Source organism: Pseudomonas anguilliseptica (assembly GCF_021375795.1).
In the GTDB taxonomy this organism is placed as follows: Bacteria; Pseudomonadota; Gammaproteobacteria; order Pseudomonadales; family Pseudomonadaceae; genus Aquipseudomonas; species Aquipseudomonas anguilliseptica_A.
The window spans coordinates 91,821-109,924 of sequence record NZ_JAEIOI010000006.1 but is presented as its reverse complement, the minus strand read 5'-3'; the positions used below and the strand labels follow the sequence as shown (position 1 = coordinate 109,924).

The following is an 18,104-nucleotide window of genomic DNA, read 5'->3' as shown; positions in this document are numbered from 1 at the left end:
GCTTGTTGCAATCGGCCTGACGTGCTGAGCGGACGAACGCCCCCTGGCTGTGGCAAACTCCGAAGCCCGTAACAGGACGTTTCATGGATCGAGTTTGCTGAGCCTGTCAGCCCATTTTTGCCCATGGCCGCATAGCCCTGGGCGCATTGCATAACTGGCCGCTGCCTGCGGCGAAGAACAAGAGGAATGACTGTGCATAACGTCGTGATCAGTGGTACCGGCCTCTATACCCCGGTTAACAGTATTTCCAACGATGAGTTGGTCGAGTCGTTCAACACCTATGTACAGCAGTTCAATGCCGAAAACGCGGCGGCCATCGCCAGCGGTGAAGTCGAAGCGCTGAGCGAGTCGAGCAGCGGTTTTATTGAAAAAGCCTCCGGCATCAAGAGCCGCTTTGTCATGGACAAGGCCGGTATCCTCGACCCCAAACGCATGGCGCCACGCATCCCGGAACGCAGTAACGAAGATTGGGGCATCCTCTGCGAAATGGCCGTAGGCGCTGCCAAGGACGCCCTGGCGCGTGCCGGCAAAACGGCGGCGGATATCGACGGCGTGATCGTCGCCTGCTCCAACCTGCAACGCGCCTACCCGGCAGTGGCGATTGAAGTGCAGGCCGCGCTGGGCATCCAAGGTTTCGGCTATGACATGAACGTGGCCTGTTCCTCGGCCACCTTCGGCATCCAGGCTGCGGCCAACAGTGTGCAGCTGGGCCAGGCCCGCGCGATCCTGATGGTCAACCCGGAAATCTGCACCGGCCACCTGAACTTCCGTGACCGCGACAGCCACTTTATCTTCGGTGACGCCGCCACGGCGGTGATTATCGAGCGTGCCGACCAAGCCACCTCGAATTATCAGTTCGATATCGTCGGCACCAAGCTGATCACCCAGTTCAGCAATAACATCCGCAACAACTTCGGCTTCCTCAACCGCTGTGCGGAAGAGGGCGTTGGCGCCCGTGACAAGCTGTTCGTCCAGGAAGGCCGCAAGGTATTCAAGGATGTCTGCCCGATGGTTGCCGAGCTGATTGCCGCGCACCTGGCCGAGAACAAGCTGAACGTCGGCGATGTGAAGCGCTTCTGGCTGCACCAGGCCAACCTCAATATGAACCTGCTGATCGCGCGCAAGCTGCTCGGCCGTGATGCTGAGCCAGGCGAAGCGCCGGTGATTCTCGACACCTACGCCAACACCAGTTCGGCCGGTTCGGTGATTGCCCTGCACAAATACCAGGAAGACTTGCCGAGCGGCGCTCTGGGTGTGCTCAGCTCGTTCGGTGCGGGTTACTCGATTGGTAGCGTGATCCTGCGCAAACATTGATGGATTACCCGGCCGATCAGGCGCTGCTCACGCGTTTACGCGCCGGTGAGCAAAAGGCCTACCGCGAGCTGGTCGCCACCTATCAGGGGGCGATGCGCGCGGTGGCCTTTGCCATTGTCGGCAGCCGCAATGCCGATGAAGTGGTGCAAGACGCCTGGCTGGCCGTGGTGCGCAACCTCGATGGTTTTCAGGCACGCTCCAGCTTGAAGACCTGGCTGCTGACCATCACCGCCAATACCGCAAAAACCCGACTGAAGCACAACCGGCGTGAAGTGTTGCTGGATGACATCCCTTCACCCCACGGTACTGTCGGGGATGAACGCTTCAGCGGTGACGGCCACTGGTTGTTGGCACCGCATGCCTGGCACCACGACTCCCCGGATGCGTTGCTCACTGAGGACGAGTTGCGTGAGTGCCTGGAGAAAACCTTAGCCAGTTTGTCCGAGCTGCAAGGCAGTGTGTTGCACTTGCGTGAACGTGAAGGCTTGGAGCTGGAAGAAATCTGTAATGTTTTAGACGTCTCACTCTCCAATGTGCGGGTGCTGTTGCACCGAGCGCGTCTCAAGGTATTCGCCACCCTGGAGCATTTTGAGGAGACTGGCCAATGTTGAGCTGTAAGGAGTTGGTTGCCCACTCCAGCGATTTTCTCGATGGCCAGCTAGGCCTGCGTAAACGCATGTCGGTGCGTCTGCATCTGGCCATGTGTCAGCATTGCCGACGGTTTATCAAGCAGATGCGCCTGAGCCAGGCGGTGCTGCGGCAACTGCCGCCGGGGCAAAGCGCCGAACTCGATCAGTTGGCCGCCAAGCTGGCCGAGTGGCGCCGCAATAATTCCTGACTGACCTGACTTCGCGTCTTATTCGGCTTCGTGCGCAGCTTTTAGCGCCTCGTAGGCTGGTGCGGCGTAGATGCCGACCTCCACTGCCAGTTCCATCACCCGAGCCAGGTCTGTGCTGTACACCAGTACGGCTTGCAGCTCGTCATCCAGCGGTTCGCTGAAATCCAGCAACACATAGCCCTTGGTTTCTGGCGACAGGCTGGACAGTTGCACCTGAATGCGGTTCAGCGCTTTCAGCGGTTCAACCTTCACCAGTTGCTTGGGTTTGAGCACAAAGCTCACTTGCGGGCCAAAGGACTCGGTGATCTGCTGGAACAGCGCGTCATAGCTGTCGGCCTGGAACAGCACGGTTTCCGGCAGGCTACCGACCACCACCCATTCGCCCAGCGGGATGGGGAAGCTGTCGTCGTAATTGATGTCCGGGTTGGCGGCGAGAAACGCCTGCGGGTCGGCGTAGGCCTGGGCGGCCTCATCGGCGATGCGCGTGACTTCTTCGGCCAGCATGCAGCCCGAGCTTATTTTGCTGATCAGTTCTTCAAGCTGGGCTTTCATCGCGGTCATCCTGCAGTCAAGGAAAAGGGCGCAAGGATAGCCTAATCCCGGTGTGGGGCGCTGCGTTTAGGCACTTTGGCCTGTTAAGCTGCGCACCTTTGCTGGGTCCTATCCTCTCCGGAGTCTTTGTGAGCGCGCGTATTCATCCCCTGGCCGGTCAGCCGGCTCCTGCTTCCTTGTTGACCGACATAACCGCGTTGCTGGCGGCCTATTACGACCTGCAGCCGGACCCCAGCGTGGCCAGCCAGCGCGTGGCCTTCGGCACCTCCGGGCACCGTGGCAGTTCCCTGGCGCACAGCTTCAACCAGACTCATGTGCTGGCGATCAGCCAGGCTATCTGCGATTACCGCACAGCTCAGGGCATCAGTGGCCCTCTGTTTATCGGCGCGGACACCCATGCGCTGTCGCACCCGGCGCTGGAAAGCGCGATTGAAGTGCTGGCAGCCAATGGCGTGCAGACCATGATCTCCGCTGGTGGCGAGTTCACCCCAACACCAGCCATCAGCCAGGCCATCCTGGTGCACAACCAGGGCCGTAGCTCGGGCCTGGCTGACGGTATCGTCATCACCCCGTCGCACAACCCGCCGGACTGCGGCGGCTTCAAGTACAACCCCAGCAACGGCGGCCCGGCCGACAGCGATATCACCACCTGGGTGCAGAACCGTGCCAATGCCCTGCTTGAAAGCGGCCTGCGTGAGGTCAAGCGCATGCCCCTGGCGCAGGCGCGGCAGGCGGCCAATGTGCAGGCATACGATTACCTCGCCGGCTATGTGAATGATCTGGGCAATGTCATCGACTTCGCGCCGATTCGCGCGGCAGGCCTGCGCCTGGGTGTCGATCCGTTGGGCGGTGCGGGCGTGCATTACTGGGGGCGCATCGCCGAACAATACGGCTTGAATCTGGATGTGGTGAGTCAGGTCATCGATCCGCAGTTCGCCTTTATGAGCCTGGACTGGGACGGGCAGATCCGCATGGACCCATCCTCAAGCCACGCCATGCAGCGCCTGATTGGCCTGAAAAACGGCTACGACATCGCGTTTGCCTGCGACACCGACTACGACCGCCACGGCATCGTCGCGCCGAGCGTCGGCCTGCTGCCGGCCAACCACTTTCTCAGTGTGGCCATCGATTACCTGTTCCAGCACCGGCCGCAATGGAGCGCCAGCGCGGCGGTGGGTAAAACCCTGGTCAGCAGCGCGATGATCGATCGCGTTAGCGCGCGCCTGGGCCGGCCCATGCAGGAAGTGCCGGTAGGCTTCAAATGGTTTGCCGGCGGCCTGTTCGACGGCTCGCTGGGTTTTGGCGGCGAAGAAAGCGCTGGCGCGACCTTCCTGCGCCGTGATGGCCGGGTCTGGACCACTGACAAGGACGGCATCGCCCTGGCCCTGCTGGCCGCTGAGATGACCGCCGTCTGTGGGCGTGACCCCGGCGAGCTGTATCAGGGCCTGAGCGATGAGTTTGGTGCCATTTACGCCGACCGCGTAGACGCGCCGGCAACCCCCGCACAAAAGAAAACTCTGGGCAAACTCTCGCCCGCGCAGATCAGCAGCCGTGAATTGGCAGGCGATGCCATCACCCAGGTGCTCGACAAGGCCCCGGGCAACGGCGCGGCGATTGGCGGGATCAAGGTGGTCAGCGAGGGCGGCTGGTTTGCCGCGCGGCCGTCCGGCACCGAGGACATCTACAAGATCTACGCTGAGAGCTTCCGCGATGCGGCACACCTGCAGCGCATCTTCAGCGAGGCGCAGCAGATCGTCGATGCGGCCTTGATCACTGCATAAGTCATTGGGTACGCCTATGTATCGCCTCGACCTGAAAATCCGCCTGCATAACGGCAGTGATATTGCACTCGGCCCGGGCAAGGCCGATCTGCTCGATGCCATTGCCCAGTACGGCTCGATCAGCGCGGCGGCGCGTGCGTTGGGCATGTCCTATCGACGTGCCTGGCTCTTGGTGGAAACCATGAACCGCAGCTTCAAGCAGCCGCTGGTCAGCACCCTGGCCGGCGGCAAGCACGGCGGTGGTACGCAACTGACAGAAACCGGTGTGCAGGTGTTGCAACGTTACCGAGCGCTGTGCGCCCAGGCGTTGGCAGCGGTGCAGGCGGGTTGCGATGAGCTGGCCGGGTTATTGGCCGAAGCCCCTGTCGGGGATTGCGTCGATTGACTTAACGCAGCTGCGCTTCGGCCAGGGTCAGGCTGCGTGGAATGCGCGTGGCATCCCAGTGCATGCTGGCCCAGCGCAGCAGCTCAGCAGGCTGGCCGTAGCTGGCGGCCTCCGGCAACTGCTGGCCCAAGGCACGCAGGGCACGGATCAGCAGTGGCGTAGCCTGGTCAGCCGGCAGCGGTGGCGAGCGATAGGATTTGCCGAGTTTGTGGCCATCGGGCTGGATAATCAGCGGTACATGCAGATAGCGCAGTTGCGAGAAGCCGAGCAGCTCCTGCAGGTACAGCTGGCGCGGGGTGGAGTCGAGCAGGTCGGCACCGCGCACCACATCGGTCACACCCTGCCAGGCATCGTCGAGCACTACCGCCAGCTGGTAGGCATACAGGCCATCGCGGCGACGAATCACGAAATCGCCCACCTCGCGGCCCAGGTGCTGGCGGTAATCGCCCTGTACGCGATCGACAAAGTGGTAGCTCAGTTCCGGTACGCGCAAGCGAATCGCCGCATCAGCAAAGCCATGCCCGGCATTGCGGCAGGTGCCGGGGTAGATGCCCTGAGTGCCTTCCAGTTGCTTGCGTGAGCAGGTGCAGGCATAGGCCAGGCCCTGACTGAGCAGGCGTTCGACCAATGCGGCGTACTCGCCGTGGCGTTCACTCTGGCGCACCAGCTCGCCATCCCATTCAAAACCGTAGCTTTCCAGGGTACTGAGAATCCCGGCCTGGGCCCCGGCGACTTCACGTGGCGGGTCGAGGTCTTCCATGCGCAGCAGCCAGCGGCCGTTTACCGCGCGCGCGTCCAGGTACGACGCCAGGGCGGCGACCAGTGAGCCGAAGTGCAGGTAACCGCTCGGGGTGGGGGCGAAGCGGCCGATATAGGCGGGCGTGTTCATCTGAGGAGGCCAGAAACAACAGAGGGTGCCGAAGCACCCTCTGGGTCAGATCAGGAACCGATCTGCTTTTCCTTGATTTCCGCCAGCGTCTTGCAATCGATGCACAGAGTGGCGGTGGGGCGGGCTTCGAGGCGGCGGATGCCGATTTCCACGCCGCAGGAATCGCACCAGCCGTAGTCGTTGTCTTCGATCAGCTGCAGGGTTTCGTCGATCTTCTTGATCAGTTTGCGCTCGCGATCACGGGCGCGCAGTTCCAGGCTGAACTCTTCTTCCTGGCTGGCACGGTCCGCTGGATCGGGAAAGTTGGCTGCTTCGTCCTGCATGTGGTGCACAGTACGATCAACTTCCTGCATCAGCTCCAGCTTCCATTTATTAAGGATGCCGGTGAAGTGGGCGCGCATCGGCTCACCCATGTATTCCTCGCCCTTTGTTTCTTTATAGGGCTCGAAACCGCGAGTCAGTTGGCTGCTTTTTGCTTTTGCTTTGGTGGGCATGGATGACCGCCTCTCACTCTCTCTAATCACCTGCGCAGGACGGTGTCCCTTGCCAACTCCACCTCACGTAGAGCTGGCCCTGCGGCTGCAAGCGGGCGAACTTACCAGAACAACTCGGCCTGCGCCACTCCCGGTTGTCGAAGCTGCGCCGGGTATGCTTTAGAATCCGCGCCTTATCTCCCAGGCAGGCAGTCCCATGGCTCAGTCCTACAGTGCGCGCAGCCGCGCCATAGAACCTTTTCACGTGATGGCGCTGCTGGCCCGTGCCAATCAGTTGCAGGCCGATGGTCATGATGTGATCCACCTGGAAATCGGCGAGCCGGACTTTACCACCGCCGCGCCGATTGTCGCCGCCGGGCAGGCGGCCCTGGCCGATGGCCACACCCGTTACACCGCCGCACGCGGCCTGCCGGCCCTGCGCGAGGCGATTTCCAGTTTCTATGGCCAACGTTACGGTCTGGACATCGACCCGCAGCGCATTCTGATCACCCCCGGAGGCTCTGGCGCGCTGCTGCTGGCCAGCAGTCTGCTGGTCGATCCGGGCAAGCACTGGTTGCTGGCCGACCCCGGTTACCCCTGCAACCGCCACTTTCTGCGCTTGGTCGAAGGCGCGGCGCAGCTGGTGCCAGTTGGCCCGGATGTGCGTTATCAGCTGACGCCCGAGCTGATCGAGCGTTATTGGGATCAGGATAGCGTCGGTGCGCTGGTGGCTTCCCCTGCTAACCCGACCGGCACCTTGCTCAGCCGTGATGAGCTGGGCGGGCTGTCCCAGGCGCTGAAAGCGCGCGGCGGCCATCTGGTGGTGGATGAGATCTATCACGGCCTGACCTACGGCACAGACGCCGCCAGCGTGCTGGAAGTGGACGACGAAGCCTTTGTGCTCAACAGTTTTTCCAAGTATTTCGGCATGACCGGCTGGCGCCTGGGCTGGCTGGTGGCGCCACCGGCTGCCGTGCCGGAACTGGAGAAACTGGCGCAGAACCTCTATATCAGCGCGCCGAGCATGGCTCAGCATGCTGCGCTGGCCTGTTTTGCGCCGCAGACCCTGGAGATCCTTGAACAGCGCCGCCATGCGTTTCAGCGCCGCCGAGATTTCCTGCTGCCGGCGTTGCGCGAGCTGGGCTTCAAGATTGCCGTGGAGCCGGAAGGGGCCTTTTATCTGTATGCCGATATCAGCGCCTTTGGCGGTGATGCTTTTGCCTTCTGCCAACACTTTCTGGAAACCGAACATGTGGCCTTCACCCCTGGCCTGGATTTCGGTCGCCACCTGGCGACGCAGCATGTGCGTTTTGCCTACACCCAGGACTTGCCGCGTTTGCAGCAGGCGGTGGAGCGGATCAAGCGTGGCCTGATCAGTTGGCAGCCCCATGCAGTTTGAGCCGCCACTGGAAGAAGGGCGCCTGCTGCGTCGCTACAAGCGTTTTCTCGCCGATATCGAAACGGCCAGCGGCGAGCTGTTGACCATTCACTGTGCCAATACCGGCTCGATGCTCAACTGTATGAGCGAGGGCGCGCGCATCTGGTTCAGTCGCAGCAACGATCCCAAACGCAAGCTGCCGGGCAGCTGGGAGATTGGTGAAACACCGCATGGTCGTCTGGCGGTCATCAATACCGGGCGCGCCAATGCCCTGGTCGAAGAGACGTTACGCGCCGGGTTGATTGCCGAGCTCAGCGGCTTTACCAGCCTCAAGCGCGAAGTGCCTTATGGCCAGGAGCGCAGCCGCATTGATTTTCGCCTGGACTACCCCACAGGCGTGGCGTTTGTTGAGGTCAAGAGCGTGACGCTGGGCTTTGCCGATAGCCGCGTCGCCGCCTTTCCCGATGCGCGCACCGAGCGCGGCAGCAAACACTTGCGTGAACTGGCGGCACTGGCCCTTGAGGGCATTCGCGCGGTGCAGCTGTATTGCGTGAACCTGACGGACATTGATGCCGTGCGCCCGGCCGAAGAAATCGACCCGGTCTACGCCGCTGCCTTGCGTGAAGCGGTGAGCGCGGGTGTTGAAGTGTTGGCCTATGGCGCAGCCATCAGCGCGCAGGGCGTGCAGCTGGTCAAGCGTCTGGATGTGCAGTTGTAGGAGGGGCCGGGCGGCGTTCCGCTTTTGCCGCGACACGAGCGGTAAAGCTCGCCGCTTCCCACAACGGTTTGCTCAATGCTGCGTGCTGCCCGCGGGTAACTCCGCTGCGGGCTGCATGGCGCTGCGCAGATGCTGCTCGAATAGCTCGACAATCGCTGGCCAGCCCTGGCGTGAGGCATGTAGCCGCGCATTCAGGCGCACCCTGCGCAGGCCTTCGCGGTCGGTCAACAGCCAACTGGCGGCGTCGATAAAGCCCTGTTCGTCCTCGGCCACCGCCAGCGCGCCGTTATGCCCGTGGCGGATATGCTGCGCCGCTGCCGCCTGATCAAACGCCACCACGCCAAGCCCGGAAGCCAGGGCTTCGAGCACCACATTGCCGAAGGTTTCCGACAGGCTGGGAAAGACAAACAGATCGCCCGAGGCGTAATGCGCAGCCAGCGCTTCGCCGCGCTGCAGGCCGCAGAACACCGCATCCGGCAGTTGCTGCTGCAGGCTGGCGCGCTGCGGGCCGTCGCCGACCAGAATCAGTTTCAGTCGCCGCTGCGGGTGCGCCTGTTGCAGCGCCTGAAAGCTTTTGCTGAGCAAGGCCAGGTTCTTTTCCACCGCCAAACGGCCGACATGCAGGATGGCGATATCGCCGTCGTCCAGCCCCCAGCTCGCGCGCAACGCCGCACAACGCTTGGCCGGGTGAAACAGCTGACTGTCGACGCCGCGCGAAAGCAACGCCAGGTTGTCGAAACCGCGGCGTTGCAACTCGATCTGCTGGCTGACGCTGGGCACCAGGGTCGCCTGCGAGCGGTTGTGGAACCAGCGCAGGTAATGGGTCAGCAGGCGGGTTAACAGGCCAAAGCCGTAATGCCCGGTGTACTGCTGGAAATTGGTGTGAAAACCGCTGACCACGGGGATCTGCAAACGCCGCGCGGCGCGCAGGGCGGACAAACCCAGCGGCCCTTCGGTGGCGATATACAGCACATCCGGACGCTGGCGTTGCCAGCTACGCAGCAGCTTGTGCAGCGACGACTGCCCCCACTGCAAGCCGGGGTAGCCAGGCAAGGGCCAGCCACGGGTCAGCAGTAAATCCTCATCGGCTGCGCCGCGTGGGTCGACGTTCTGTCGCGGACGCACCAGTTGCACGCGATGGCCACGGCCACGCAGGCCCTCGACCAGGCGCCCGAGGGTGTTGGCCACGCCATTGATTTCCGGCGCGAAGGTTTCGCTGATCAGCGCGATATGCAGGGAAGCTGTGCTCATGGCAGCAGTGTCCGCTGCCGCTGTGTAATGACTGTGACGTTTTGCTTGCGTTTGTATGTCAGTCGAGCAGTTCGATCAGCTGTTGGCGCAGCCAGGCGTGTGCCGGGTCGTGGTGCAGTTGCTGGTGCCAGATCAGGCTGACCTGCACCGGCGGCATATCGAAGGGCAGTGGCGCGATTTCCAGCGCATGCACCGGGGCGAACGCTTCGGCCAGGCGGGCAGGCACGGTGCCGAGCAGATCGGTCTGGGCGACGATGGCCGGAATTGGCAGGTAGTTGGGCAGATGCAGCGCTGCCTGCCGGCGCACTCTGGCCGAGCCGAGGACGATCTCCAGTGGCGAGCCGCGCCCGGCGCGCGGGGTGACCGTGATATGCCGCGCCTGCTGGTAATCCTCCAGGCTCAGCCCGCCGCTAAAGGCCGGGTGGCCGGCGCGGCCGATGGCCACCAGCGGCTCTTCGCGCAGCGGCCTGTAGTGCAGGTCAGGCGAATCGAAATGCAGGTAGTCGATGGCCAGGTCTAGCGCGCCGCTTTCCAGGCGTTGCACCAGGCTATCGGCATCATCGGCTTGCACCAGTAACTCGACCTGCGCAGCGTTGCGCGCCAGGTGTGCTTGCAGCATGGGCAGCAGCGCAGCTTGTGCGTAGTCATTCAGGGATAGGCTGAAGGCGTGTGGCGTTTGTGGATCAAACGGCTCGGCCGGGCCCAGGCCGGTCTGCAGCAGGCGCAAAGCCTGACGTACCGGCAGATACAACGCCTGGGCGCGGGCGGTGGGCGTCAGGCCCCGGGCGGTGCGCAGAAACAGCTCTTCACCGAGTTGCTGGCGCAGGCGGGCCAGGGCGTTGCTCACGGTTGACTGGCTCAGGTGCAGGCGTTCGGCGGCGCGGGTCAGGTTGCCTTCCTGCATCAGTGCATCGAAGACCAGCAGCAGGTTGAGATCGAGCTGGCGCAAATTCGTTATCAAGAATAATGCTCTTTCTGAATATCCATTATCGGAATGATCTGGCCGCGCCTAGACTGCTGTCAATCTGCACAGGAGTTATGCCGTGGCCTACAACAATGACAATGCCCAGGCTTTCCGCACGCGTTATCGGGATGCCATCCACCCGCTGTACAACCCCTGGCTGCATGCCGGCTTTGTGCTGGCCTACGGCCTGACCTGCCTGACCCTGTTGTGGCGCACGCTGGATGCGGTAGCGTCCTGGCAGTGGCTGCTGGTGCCGTTGACTCTGGTGTTCTTCAGTTGGGGCGAGTACCAGGTGCACAAGCGCCTGGGGCACCACAAGACGCGCTTCGGTCAGCTGTTCTACAAGCGCCACACGGGTGATCACCACAGCTTTTTCATCGAAGGCCAGATGCGCTATGAAACTTCGCGTGACTGGCGGGTGATCCTCTTTCCCGCCTGGCTGATCGTGCTCTATAGCCTGCCGCTGCTGGGCATCTGGTGGCTGTTGGCGCACCTCGACAGCAACCTTGCCGCGCTGTTCGCCGGCAGCATGCTGCTGGGGTATATGAGTTATGAGGTGGTGCACGCCTGCGAGCATCTGCCAGACGAACACCCGGTTTCGCGCCTACCGTGGATTCGTCAGATGCGCCGCTTGCACACCCTGCATCACCGTCGTGAGCTGATGCATGCGCGCAACTTCGGCATCGTTCATCCACTCATGGACTGGCTGTACGGCACCCTGCACTGGGAGCCGGAGCAGACCTATCAGCAGAACCGTCAGCAGCATCGTATCCGTCTCACCCGTCCGGCGGATGAGGTGCTGAGTTATGCCGCCGCTCCGGCGCATTGGCCCGAATGGCATCCGTCTTCGTTGCGCATCTACGGCCGCGAAGGGGCGTTTCTCGCAGGCGAGCGCTTCGAGGAAGACATTCACGCGGGCGGCCGCGCCGGCCATCTGTGCTGGGATGTGCTCGACTATCAACCGGCACGCCGCTGGCAAGCCAGCGCCCGTGGCGATCACGGTCTGGCGCTGCTGCTGACCTACGAGTGCCAGGACGTGGAAGGCGGTTGCGAGTTTGTTCGCACCCTGGAGTACGGTTTTGACAATCTGCTGATGCGCCTGGCCAACCGCCTGCTGCTGGGGCGGCGTATCGAGCGCGAATCCCAGGCCTCGATGCAGGCGCTGCGCGCGGTGCTTGAGCGCAGCTAGCCTGCGGAGTAAAGCTCAGGGAGTGGTCGTCAGCGCCTGCTCCTGGCGTTCACGTACCCAGAACACCGTGGCGCCGGCCACCGCCGCCGGCATCATCAGGATATTCAGCCCCGGCACCAGTAGCGCGGCGTAGGTGATGCCACCAAAACCCAGGCTCTGCCAGCGCTTCTCGCGCAGCCAGGCGAGCATGTCCTGCCAGCTCAGCTTGTTGTTGTCCGCCGGGTAGTCGATGTACTGCACGGCCATCATCCACACACCAAACAGCAGCCACAGCGGCGCGGCGATCAGGTTGACCACCGGGATAAAGCTGAGGATCAGCAGGCCAATGGCGCGTGGCAGAAAGTAGCCGAGCTTGCGCATTTCACGGCCCAATGTGCGTGGCACCATGGCCATCAGCTCGGCCCAGCTGAACGGTGGAAAGTCGTCCTGGCCGCGCACCACCACCTCGACCTTTTCTGCGAGAAAGCCGTTAAACGGTGCAGCAATGATATTGGCCAGCAAGGTGAAGGTGAAAAACACCATCAGCAGCACCAGCACCACAAACAGCGGCCACAGCACGTATTCGAGAAAGCTCAGCCAACTTGGCAGGCTGGGCATAAAGGTGTCGACCCAGCCGGCAAACTGCTGCATGGAAACCACGATCAGCGCGGTAAACAGGATCAGGTTGATCGTCAGCGGTAACAGTACGAACAGCCGCAAGCCGGGGCTCAAGACCAGTTTCAGGCCTTCGCTAAGGTATTGCGGGCCGGTCAGCACGGGAGCGGGCATGGGGAAGTCTCCATGAGGTGGAAGTCGCGCCGACCTTACCGGCTTTGCGAGGCAGGTGAAAGCCTCGGTAACGGACGCTAACGATTGCCTGGGGCGCGTTATAGGGCCTGCCTATATGGGGCATTGGCAAAGCATATTTCCGCCGTGCGGCTAGCGAGCATAGGCTGCGCGGCACTGATGGTTTATCCCTTTGCGGGGCTTCCGACTAAAGAACCTGCTTACGACTTCGCGAGCTAGGAGCCTGCAAGGCAAAAACAGGCAAGGAAGCGGAGTGTACTTTTGTACATGAGCATTCCGAGGCTGTTTTTAACGCAGCAGGACCGACGCGCAGCAGGTCATAAGCAGGTTCTGTTGCCTTCCCCTGGTGATTGTGGAAGTCCCTTTTTATTGCTGCCGGCTTAGCCGGGTGGAGTTGCTGATGTCTACCAATCGTCATGCCCGCGTGATCATTCTGGGCTCCGGCCCCGCCGGTTATAGCGCCGCGGTTTACGCCGCGCGGGCCAACCTCAAGCCCCTGCTGATTACCGGCCTGCAGGCCGGTGGCCAACTGACCACCACCACCGAGGTGGATAACTGGCCGGGCGATGTACATGGCCTGACCGGGCCGGCGCTGATGCAGCGCATGCAGGAGCATGCCGAGCGCTTCGAAACGGAAATTGTCTACGACCATATCAATGCCGTGGACCTGGCCGGCAAGCCGTTCACCCTGGTCGGTGACAGCGGCACCTACAGTTGCGATGCGTTGATCATCGCCACCGGTGCCAGTGCCCGTTATCTGGGCTTGCCCAGCGAGGAAAGCTTTATGGGCAAGGGTGTTTCCGCCTGTGCCACCTGCGATGGCTTCTTCTACCGCAACCGTGAGGTGGCGGTGGTCGGTGGCGGCAACACCGCAGTAGAGGAGGCGCTGTACCTGGCCAATATCGCCAGCAAGGTGGCCTTGGTGCACCGCCGGGAAACCTTCCGCGCTGAGAAGATTCTGCAGGACAAGCTGCAGGCGCGGGTCGCCGAGGGCAAGATCGTGCTCAAGCTGAATGCCGAGGTGGATGAAGTGCTCGGCGACAACATGGGCGTGACCGCTGTGCGGGTGAAGAACAACGATGGCAGCTTCGATGAGCTGAGTGTCGATGGCCTGTTCGTCGCCATCGGCCATACGCCGAATACCTCGTTGTTCGAAGGCCAGCTGGCGCTCAAGGATGGTTATCTGGTGGTCAACGGCGGCCGTGAGGGTAATGCGACTGCCACCAGCGTGCCCGGCGTGTTTGCGGCGGGCGATGTAGCTGACCATGTCTATCGCCAGGCGATCACCTCGGCCGGTGCCGGCTGCATGGCGGCCCTGGATGTGGAACGTTATCTCGACGGGCAGTGAGCCTGAGAATGCAAAAAGCCTCGATTTTATCGAGGCTTTTTGTTGTCTGCGGCCTGCCTAGACCCAGGTATTGAGCTTCAAGTCCCGCGAACTCATGCGCAAAAACTGGTCGCTGGCTTTGACCAGTAGGGCATGTTGGTCAACGGTCAGCTCGCGGCTTTTGCTGCCTTGTGATTCGCTGCGGTACAGAGTTTTCCCGCCTTCTTCGCGCAGACGCTGGTAACGTTGGCTGCGGGCTTCTACCTTGAGGGTCAGCAGGTCGACATAGGCCACTTGCAGCGACTCGCTCTGCCCGGTTTCCAGGGCGCAGCGTTGCAGGGCTGGGGTGTGGGTGAAGGGCGAGTCAGAGAGCATCACCTGTTGGCATTCACTGAGGTCCGGGCGCGGTTCGCCGTTGTGAAACCAGTTGCCACGAATATCGCGTTTCAGGTTGAGGCTGCGCTGGCCGTGGTTGTCGACCTTCAGCCACAGGCGGCGAAAGCGCCAGCGCGGGTCGCAGTTGAGTACATAGGTGGCGGCGATGCTGTTGCCCCGCAGGCTTTGCATCAGATGGCTGGTGGCGTTGATGCCATGCTCATCGATGTTCAGGCGCAGGTTTTCCACGCCGGGGTTGTGCCATGGTTTCCATACCAGGGTCTGCTGCATTGAAGCGACTCCAAGCCGGGTAAGGGGTAAACCGGGAAGAGCTGCAACGACGCTGCACGGAGCACCGTCCCTGGTGTTCTCGTTCGACTGATGGCGCGCAGTTTAGAGCGGCCGCACACTGATGTCTGTCAGCCTTTGCCTACAGTTGCGCAGAAATCTGCGCAGTGGGCGTGGCGAGTGACTAGTGACTGATACGCTGCAGCGATGGTTGCTCGAAACGCACGCCCGCCAGACCGCTATTCATCAGGGCGCGGATATTGCCGTGGTCGCTGCCGCTCGGGGTGGCCAGCACGCTGCGGTAATGCTCGCCGAAGCAGCGCAGGGTTTCTTCCAGGCTCAAGCCTTCGAGCAGGGCCAGGCCAAGGGTCTTGCACGAACCTTCGTTCTGCCCGGCCGCGTTGGCCACATCGCCATTGCTGAAGGCGCTGGGCTGGTACTGGTAGTGCTCGGCGATAAACGCCAGGGTTTCGGCGAAGGTGAAATGGTCACTGTGCAGCTTGGCGCGAAATTCGTTCAGGACACTCATGCATCTTTTCCTTTATTGAAGGCGGCCTGCTGTTCGGCACTGGCTTCCTTCTGGTATTTGGCTTTCCACTCGGCATACGGCATGCCGTAGACCTCTTCGCGGGCTTCGTCCGGGGTGATGGCCACGCCGATGTCGTCGGCCGCCGCCTTGAACCACTTGGACAAGCAGTTCCGGCAGAAACCGGCGAGGTTCATCATGTCGATGTTCTGTACATCGGGGCGCGAACGCAGGTGTTGCACCAGGCTGCGAAAGGCGGCGGCTTCAAGTTCGAGACGTTCTTGCTCGGTCATGGCGATGCTCTCTGATGGCAGGCGAGGAGACGTTGGCGGCGATGATAGAAGCATGCCCGCCTGGCGGCAACGGCCCCGGCGCAGGACGCGCCGGGCAGCAGTTAGCGGTGAGCGGCGAGGGTGATCGACACCGACTCGGCGAAGCGCAGGGCGTGCAGCTTGTCGACTTCCACCTCGGCGTAGCGTACGTCGGGGTTGGTCATGACCAGGTCGAGAATTTCCTGGGTCATGCGCTCGAGCAGGGCGAAACGGTTTTCCTCGACATGCCTGATGACCGCCTTGGTGATGGTGCGGTAGTTCAGGGCGTGATCGATATCGTTGTCACGCACGGCGTCGGCAGCGGGGTAGAGGATAGTCAGGTTGATCAACACGTCTTGCTTGTTGTTGATCTCCTCTTCCTTGATACCGATGTAGGTGCGCAGGCGCAGGTCCTTGACGCGGATGCGCGCCATCCCGGGTTCCAGTCGCGGCATTACTTGCTCCGTCCGATCAATTGCAGGAATTCGTGGCGAGTGTTGCAGGATTCACGGAAGGCTCCAAGCATCACCGAGGAGGTCATCACCGAGTTCTGCTTCTCCACGCCGCGCATCATCATGCACATGTGCTTGGCTTCGATCACCACGGCCACGCCAGCGGCGTTGGTCACCTGTTGGACCGCATCAGCGATCTGCTTGGTGAGGTTTTCCTGAATCTGCAGGCGCCGTGCATACATATCGACGATGCGTGCCACCTTCGACAGGCCGAGCACCTTGCCGGTGGGGATGTAGGCGACGTGAGCCTTGCCGATAAAGGGCAGCATATGGTGCTCGCACAGCGAGTACAGCTCGATATCCCGGACGATCACCATCTCGTCGTTATCCGACTCGAACAGTGCACCGTTGACCACTTCTTCCAGGCTCTTGTGGTAGCCGTTGCACAGGTACTGCATGGCCTTGGCGGCGCGTTTGGGCGTATCCAGCAGGCCTTCACGTTCAGGGTTTTCACCAACGCCAAGGAGAATCTCGCGGTAGTGGTTAGGCAGTTCTGGGGTCATTGCAGGGTCCTCGCGGCCAGCCTCATTTGAGATGGCGACCGCCGTTGACAGTCAGTGTGGTACCGGTGACGTAGGGGTTATCCAGCAGGTAGCGCAGGCTTTGGTAGATCACATGAGGCCCGGGTTCGATGCCCAGTGCCGATTTGTTCAGAGTTTTGCTGCGGTAGTCGGCATCGTCGTCCGGGTTGAACATGATCAATGCCGGAGCGATGCCGTTGACCTTGATCTGTGGCGCGAAGCGCGCGGCGAACGACAGGGTCAGGCTATCCAGCCCGGCCTTGCTGGCGCAGTAGGCGGGTCGGTTGGCGCTGCCCTTGCGCGCGACATCATCACTGATATGCACGATATCGGCCGGCGTGGAACGTGCCAGCAAAGGTTGGCAGTGCAGATTGATCAGGTAGGGCGCGAGCATGTGCACACTGAACAGCTGCTGGAAGGCCGCCGCTTCTTCGCCCGGTGTTTCCACCAACCAGTCGGAGGCGTTGTGCACGATGGCGCGCAGGCTATCGGTGTGGCTCTTGAGTTGTTCGATAAAAGCCAGGGTGCCGGCTTCGTTGGCAAAATCGGCTTGCAAGGCCAGGGCCCCGCGTTGCCGGAGTGTGGCAATGCCGTCGCGTTCGCGGCGGTAGGTAACGATCACTGAGTGACCGTCATCCAGCAGACGTTCGGCGCAGTACAGACCAATGCGCTGGCTGGCTCCGGTAATCAGGATGGGGGCGGCACTGGCGCTCATGCTCGACTCGCAGAAAGAAAAGGGTGGGTTCAGCGACGCTGTGCCGGGTTACCTGACCAGTAAGGCGCGGCCTCGACTGAACCGGAATTAAAGTTATACCAGCAATGTTGTTTGTACAACCATGCTCGGTGTGCAGCTACTGCTGTATTTAACGCTTCAGGCCCTATTTCATTGAGTTTAATCAATTTTATTTACGGATTGCGGCTCAATAAAATTGTTTTTATCGTGTACAGAAATGGTTTTCTTGTACAGGTATGGCGATCATGAAGCCTTGGCAGTTGAGTGTGGCGCTGGCATGTGGGCGAGTGCGGCAGGTTGAGGTGCTGACGCTGCGCTGCTGTGGCTATCAGGTGCGGGTAGTCAGTCAGGCCGGGCGGGTGCGCACGCTGGACTACACAGCAGGTCGGGCACTTTGGCCGAACCTGGCGCTACTGAAGATGCGTTTGCGCTGCTGTGGCGTGCGTCAGGTGCTGTTGCTGCAGTCGGAAAGCCACGATGAAATCATCGGGCGTCCGGCCTTGCTCGAGAGCGAACCTGGGCTCTGGTTGCGTCTGCGCTAGCCGCTCAGTGGGCAGATGTGCTGTCGCACTGCTGTTTGCGGCAGCGTTGGCTGCCATCGGGGTGCGGCAGCCAGTCGAGATGTGGGCGCAAGCGGCAAAATACGCGGTAGGCCAGTTCCAGTAGAGGGCGCAATGCCGGCCAGGTCAGCGGCGCTACCCAGTGACCCAGGCCGGCAGCGCGCCAGCTCCACAGGGTGGCATCCAGGCCGGTAACCCACTGGCCGTCCGCAAAGCGAGCATGCAGACGGTTCTGCAGGGTCTGCCGGGTATGCCCGATGGATTCGGGGTGGAAGTCGCTCAGGCTGATATCGGCCAGGCACAGGCGCTGCATGCTGGCATGCCGACGCAGCGTATGTATCTCGCGCGCGCAGAGCGGGCAGTCACCGTCGTAGTAGAGCGTCAGGGGCCAGACAGGTTGCATGTTCATGGTCTAAGTCTTTGTATAGGTTTT

General features: G+C 61.8%; 23 protein-coding genes. 10 read left to right on the top strand and 13 right to left on the bottom strand.

Translation table 11 applies throughout. The features are described from left to right. The first annotated feature begins 192 nt into the window (after positions 1-192). The 3 genes from IOD17_RS17640 to IOD17_RS17630 are packed head-to-tail and all read left to right on the top strand — an operon-like array spanning position 193 to position 2,152. A complete protein-coding gene (locus IOD17_RS17640) occupies positions 193-1,314 on the top strand; it encodes a beta-ketoacyl-ACP synthase III (protein ID WP_233686405.1) in 1,122 nt (373 codons plus the stop codon). Next, positions 1,314-1,925 carry an RNA polymerase sigma factor gene (locus IOD17_RS17635; RefSeq protein WP_233686337.1) on the top strand — a complete coding sequence of 204 codons (612 nt, stop codon included), beginning with the start codon at positions 1,314-1,316 and terminating at the stop codon, positions 1,923-1,925. The genes IOD17_RS17640 and IOD17_RS17635 overlap by 1 nt, the downstream gene beginning before the upstream one ends. Continuing rightward, a complete protein-coding gene (locus tag IOD17_RS17630; protein WP_233686336.1) occupies positions 1,919-2,152 on the top strand; it encodes an anti-sigma factor family protein in 234 nt (77 codons plus the stop codon). Before IOD17_RS17635 ends, IOD17_RS17630 begins: the two co-directional genes overlap by 7 nt. A gap of 18 nt (positions 2,153-2,170) precedes the next feature. Here IOD17_RS17630 and IOD17_RS17625 read toward each other — a convergent pair whose 3' ends face one another. After that, on the bottom strand, positions 2,171-2,704 hold the full coding sequence (locus IOD17_RS17625; RefSeq protein ID WP_233686335.1) for a hypothetical protein: 534 nt from the start codon (positions 2,702-2,704) through the stop codon (positions 2,171-2,173). 128 nt (positions 2,705-2,832) lie between these two features. Between IOD17_RS17625 and pgm the strand changes: the two genes are divergently transcribed. Together pgm and IOD17_RS17615 are read left to right on the top strand one after the other, a co-directional pair. Further along, positions 2,833-4,485 carry a phosphoglucomutase (alpha-D-glucose-1,6-bisphosphate-dependent) gene (pgm, locus tag IOD17_RS17620; protein WP_233686334.1) on the top strand — a complete coding sequence of 551 codons (1,653 nt, stop codon included), beginning with the start codon at positions 2,833-2,835 and terminating at the stop codon, positions 4,483-4,485. Between the two features lie 16 nt (positions 4,486-4,501). Beyond that, the gene (locus IOD17_RS17615; protein WP_233686333.1) at positions 4,502-4,870 is read left to right on the top strand and encodes a winged helix-turn-helix domain-containing protein; all 369 of its coding nucleotides are present in this window, start codon (positions 4,502-4,504) and stop codon (positions 4,868-4,870) included. Between the two features lies 1 nt (position 4,871). Here IOD17_RS17615 and gluQRS read toward each other — a convergent pair whose 3' ends face one another. Both gluQRS and dksA read right to left on the bottom strand, forming a co-directional pair. After that, on the bottom strand, positions 4,872-5,759 hold the full coding sequence (gene gluQRS / locus IOD17_RS17610) for a tRNA glutamyl-Q(34) synthetase GluQRS (protein WP_233686332.1): 888 nt from the start codon (positions 5,757-5,759) through the stop codon (positions 4,872-4,874). Positions 5,760-5,809: 50 nt separating this feature from the next. After that, positions 5,810-6,253, bottom strand: coding sequence for an RNA polymerase-binding protein DksA (gene dksA, locus IOD17_RS17605; protein ID WP_090251641.1), 444 nt, complete (start codon positions 6,251-6,253; stop codon positions 5,810-5,812). Between the two features lie 196 nt (positions 6,254-6,449). Here dksA and IOD17_RS17600 point away from each other — a divergent pair, with 196 nt between their 5' ends. Both IOD17_RS17600 and sfsA read left to right on the top strand, forming a co-directional pair. Beyond that, positions 6,450-7,631: a pyridoxal phosphate-dependent aminotransferase gene (locus IOD17_RS17600; RefSeq protein WP_233686331.1), complete on the top strand. Its 1,182-nt coding sequence runs from the start codon at positions 6,450-6,452 to the stop codon at positions 7,629-7,631. After that, positions 7,621-8,328, top strand: a complete 708-nt coding sequence (gene sfsA / locus IOD17_RS17595; protein WP_233686330.1) for a DNA/RNA nuclease SfsA — start codon at positions 7,621-7,623, stop codon at positions 8,326-8,328. The genes IOD17_RS17600 and sfsA overlap by 11 nt, the downstream gene beginning before the upstream one ends. 72 nt (positions 8,329-8,400) lie before the next feature. Here the strand turns inward: sfsA and IOD17_RS17590 are convergent, their stop codons facing one another. Continuing rightward, positions 8,401-9,579: a glycosyltransferase family 4 protein gene (locus IOD17_RS17590; protein ID WP_233686329.1), complete on the bottom strand. Its 1,179-nt coding sequence runs from the start codon at positions 9,577-9,579 to the stop codon at positions 8,401-8,403. Between the two features lie 58 nt (positions 9,580-9,637). Then, positions 9,638-10,540 carry a LysR family transcriptional regulator gene (locus IOD17_RS17585; RefSeq protein WP_233686328.1) on the bottom strand — a complete coding sequence of 301 codons (903 nt, stop codon included), beginning with the start codon at positions 10,538-10,540 and terminating at the stop codon, positions 9,638-9,640. Between the two features lie 82 nt (positions 10,541-10,622). Here IOD17_RS17585 and IOD17_RS17580 point away from each other — a divergent pair, with 82 nt between their 5' ends. Beyond that, positions 10,623-11,732 carry an SRPBCC family protein gene (locus IOD17_RS17580; RefSeq protein ID WP_233686327.1) on the top strand — a complete coding sequence of 370 codons (1,110 nt, stop codon included), beginning with the start codon at positions 10,623-10,625 and terminating at the stop codon, positions 11,730-11,732. A gap of 15 nt (positions 11,733-11,747) precedes the next feature. On the opposite strand, the gene cysZ is transcribed toward IOD17_RS17580, so the two are convergent. After that, the gene (gene cysZ, locus IOD17_RS17575; RefSeq protein WP_233686326.1) at positions 11,748-12,500 is read right to left on the bottom strand and encodes a sulfate transporter CysZ; all 753 of its coding nucleotides are present in this window, start codon (positions 12,498-12,500) and stop codon (positions 11,748-11,750) included. Between the two features lie 415 nt (positions 12,501-12,915). On the opposite strand from cysZ, the gene trxB reads away from it, so the two are divergent. Then, positions 12,916-13,866 carry a thioredoxin-disulfide reductase gene (trxB, locus tag IOD17_RS17570; protein ID WP_233686404.1) on the top strand — a complete coding sequence of 317 codons (951 nt, stop codon included), beginning with the start codon at positions 12,916-12,918 and terminating at the stop codon, positions 13,864-13,866. Between the two features lie 57 nt (positions 13,867-13,923). On the opposite strand, the gene IOD17_RS17565 is transcribed toward trxB, so the two are convergent. From IOD17_RS17565 to folM, 6 genes are all read right to left on the bottom strand, one after another. Further along, positions 13,924-14,511: a putative glycolipid-binding domain-containing protein gene (locus IOD17_RS17565; RefSeq protein ID WP_233686325.1), complete on the bottom strand. Its 588-nt coding sequence runs from the start codon at positions 14,509-14,511 to the stop codon at positions 13,924-13,926. A gap of 181 nt (positions 14,512-14,692) precedes the next feature. Next, positions 14,693-15,037, bottom strand: coding sequence for a HopJ type III effector protein (locus tag IOD17_RS17560; RefSeq protein ID WP_233686324.1), 345 nt, complete (start codon positions 15,035-15,037; stop codon positions 14,693-14,695). Then, a complete protein-coding gene (locus IOD17_RS17555) occupies positions 15,034-15,327 on the bottom strand; it encodes a DUF1244 domain-containing protein (protein ID WP_233686323.1) in 294 nt (97 codons plus the stop codon). The genes IOD17_RS17560 and IOD17_RS17555 overlap by 4 nt, the downstream gene beginning before the upstream one ends. 101 nt (positions 15,328-15,428) lie before the next feature. Beyond that, the gene (gene folX / locus IOD17_RS17550) at positions 15,429-15,800 is read right to left on the bottom strand and encodes a dihydroneopterin triphosphate 2'-epimerase (RefSeq protein ID WP_233686322.1); all 372 of its coding nucleotides are present in this window, start codon (positions 15,798-15,800) and stop codon (positions 15,429-15,431) included. Further along, entirely contained in the window at positions 15,800-16,360 is a 561-nt protein-coding gene (gene folE / locus IOD17_RS17545; protein ID WP_233686321.1) for a GTP cyclohydrolase I FolE, read from the bottom strand. The genes folX and folE overlap by 1 nt, the downstream gene beginning before the upstream one ends. A gap of 22 nt (positions 16,361-16,382) precedes the next feature. Next, positions 16,383-17,093, bottom strand: coding sequence for a dihydromonapterin reductase (folM, locus tag IOD17_RS17540; RefSeq protein WP_233686320.1), 711 nt, complete (start codon positions 17,091-17,093; stop codon positions 16,383-16,385). 263 nt (positions 17,094-17,356) lie between these two features. Here folM and IOD17_RS17535 point away from each other — a divergent pair, with 263 nt between their 5' ends. Beyond that, positions 17,357-17,653 carry a DUF6482 family protein gene (locus tag IOD17_RS17535; protein WP_233686319.1) on the top strand — a complete coding sequence of 99 codons (297 nt, stop codon included), beginning with the start codon at positions 17,357-17,359 and terminating at the stop codon, positions 17,651-17,653. A gap of 4 nt (positions 17,654-17,657) precedes the next feature. Here the strand turns inward: IOD17_RS17535 and IOD17_RS17530 are convergent, their stop codons facing one another. Then, positions 17,658-18,074, bottom strand: coding sequence for a thiol-disulfide oxidoreductase DCC family protein (locus IOD17_RS17530; protein ID WP_418904291.1), 417 nt, complete (start codon positions 18,072-18,074; stop codon positions 17,658-17,660). Positions 18,075-18,104: the final 30 nt, after the last annotated feature.

Bases quoted from the DNA above. Each gene is read 5' to 3' on its own strand.
- folX (WP_233686322.1), bottom strand. From the start codon at position 15,800: ATGCCGCGACTGGAACCCGGGATGGCGCGCATCCGCGTCAAGGACCTG.
- IOD17_RS17530 (WP_418904291.1), bottom strand. From the start codon at position 18,074: ATGCAACCTGTCTGGCCCCTGACGCTCTACTACGACGGTGACTGCCCG.
- IOD17_RS17555 (WP_233686323.1), bottom strand. From the start codon at position 15,327: ATGACCGAGCAAGAACGTCTCGAACTTGAAGCCGCCGCCTTTCGCAGC.
- sfsA (WP_233686330.1), top strand. From the start codon at position 7,621: ATGCAGTTTGAGCCGCCACTGGAAGAAGGGCGCCTGCTGCGTCGCTAC.
- IOD17_RS17560 (WP_233686324.1), bottom strand. From the start codon at position 15,037: ATGAGTGTCCTGAACGAATTTCGCGCCAAGCTGCACAGTGACCATTTC.
- IOD17_RS17625 (WP_233686335.1), bottom strand. From the start codon at position 2,704: ATGAAAGCCCAGCTTGAAGAACTGATCAGCAAAATAAGCTCGGGCTGC.
- dksA (WP_090251641.1), bottom strand. From the start codon at position 6,253: ATGCCCACCAAAGCAAAAGCAAAAAGCAGCCAACTGACTCGCGGTTTC.
- IOD17_RS17535 (WP_233686319.1), top strand. From the start codon at position 17,357: ATGAAGCCTTGGCAGTTGAGTGTGGCGCTGGCATGTGGGCGAGTGCGG.
- cysZ (WP_233686326.1), bottom strand. From the start codon at position 12,500: ATGCCCGCTCCCGTGCTGACCGGCCCGCAATACCTTAGCGAAGGCCTG.
- folM (WP_233686320.1), bottom strand. From the start codon at position 17,093: ATGAGCGCCAGTGCCGCCCCCATCCTGATTACCGGAGCCAGCCAGCGC.
- gluQRS (WP_233686332.1), bottom strand. From the start codon at position 5,759: ATGAACACGCCCGCCTATATCGGCCGCTTCGCCCCCACCCCGAGCGGT.
- IOD17_RS17600 (WP_233686331.1), top strand. From the start codon at position 6,450: ATGGCTCAGTCCTACAGTGCGCGCAGCCGCGCCATAGAACCTTTTCAC.
- IOD17_RS17630 (WP_233686336.1), top strand. From the start codon at position 1,919: ATGTTGAGCTGTAAGGAGTTGGTTGCCCACTCCAGCGATTTTCTCGAT.
- IOD17_RS17615 (WP_233686333.1), top strand. From the start codon at position 4,502: ATGTATCGCCTCGACCTGAAAATCCGCCTGCATAACGGCAGTGATATT.
- IOD17_RS17635 (WP_233686337.1), top strand. From the start codon at position 1,314: ATGGATTACCCGGCCGATCAGGCGCTGCTCACGCGTTTACGCGCCGGT.
- folE (WP_233686321.1), bottom strand. From the start codon at position 16,360: ATGACCCCAGAACTGCCTAACCACTACCGCGAGATTCTCCTTGGCGTT.
- IOD17_RS17565 (WP_233686325.1), bottom strand. From the start codon at position 14,511: ATGCAGCAGACCCTGGTATGGAAACCATGGCACAACCCCGGCGTGGAA.
- IOD17_RS17590 (WP_233686329.1), bottom strand. From the start codon at position 9,579: ATGAGCACAGCTTCCCTGCATATCGCGCTGATCAGCGAAACCTTCGCG.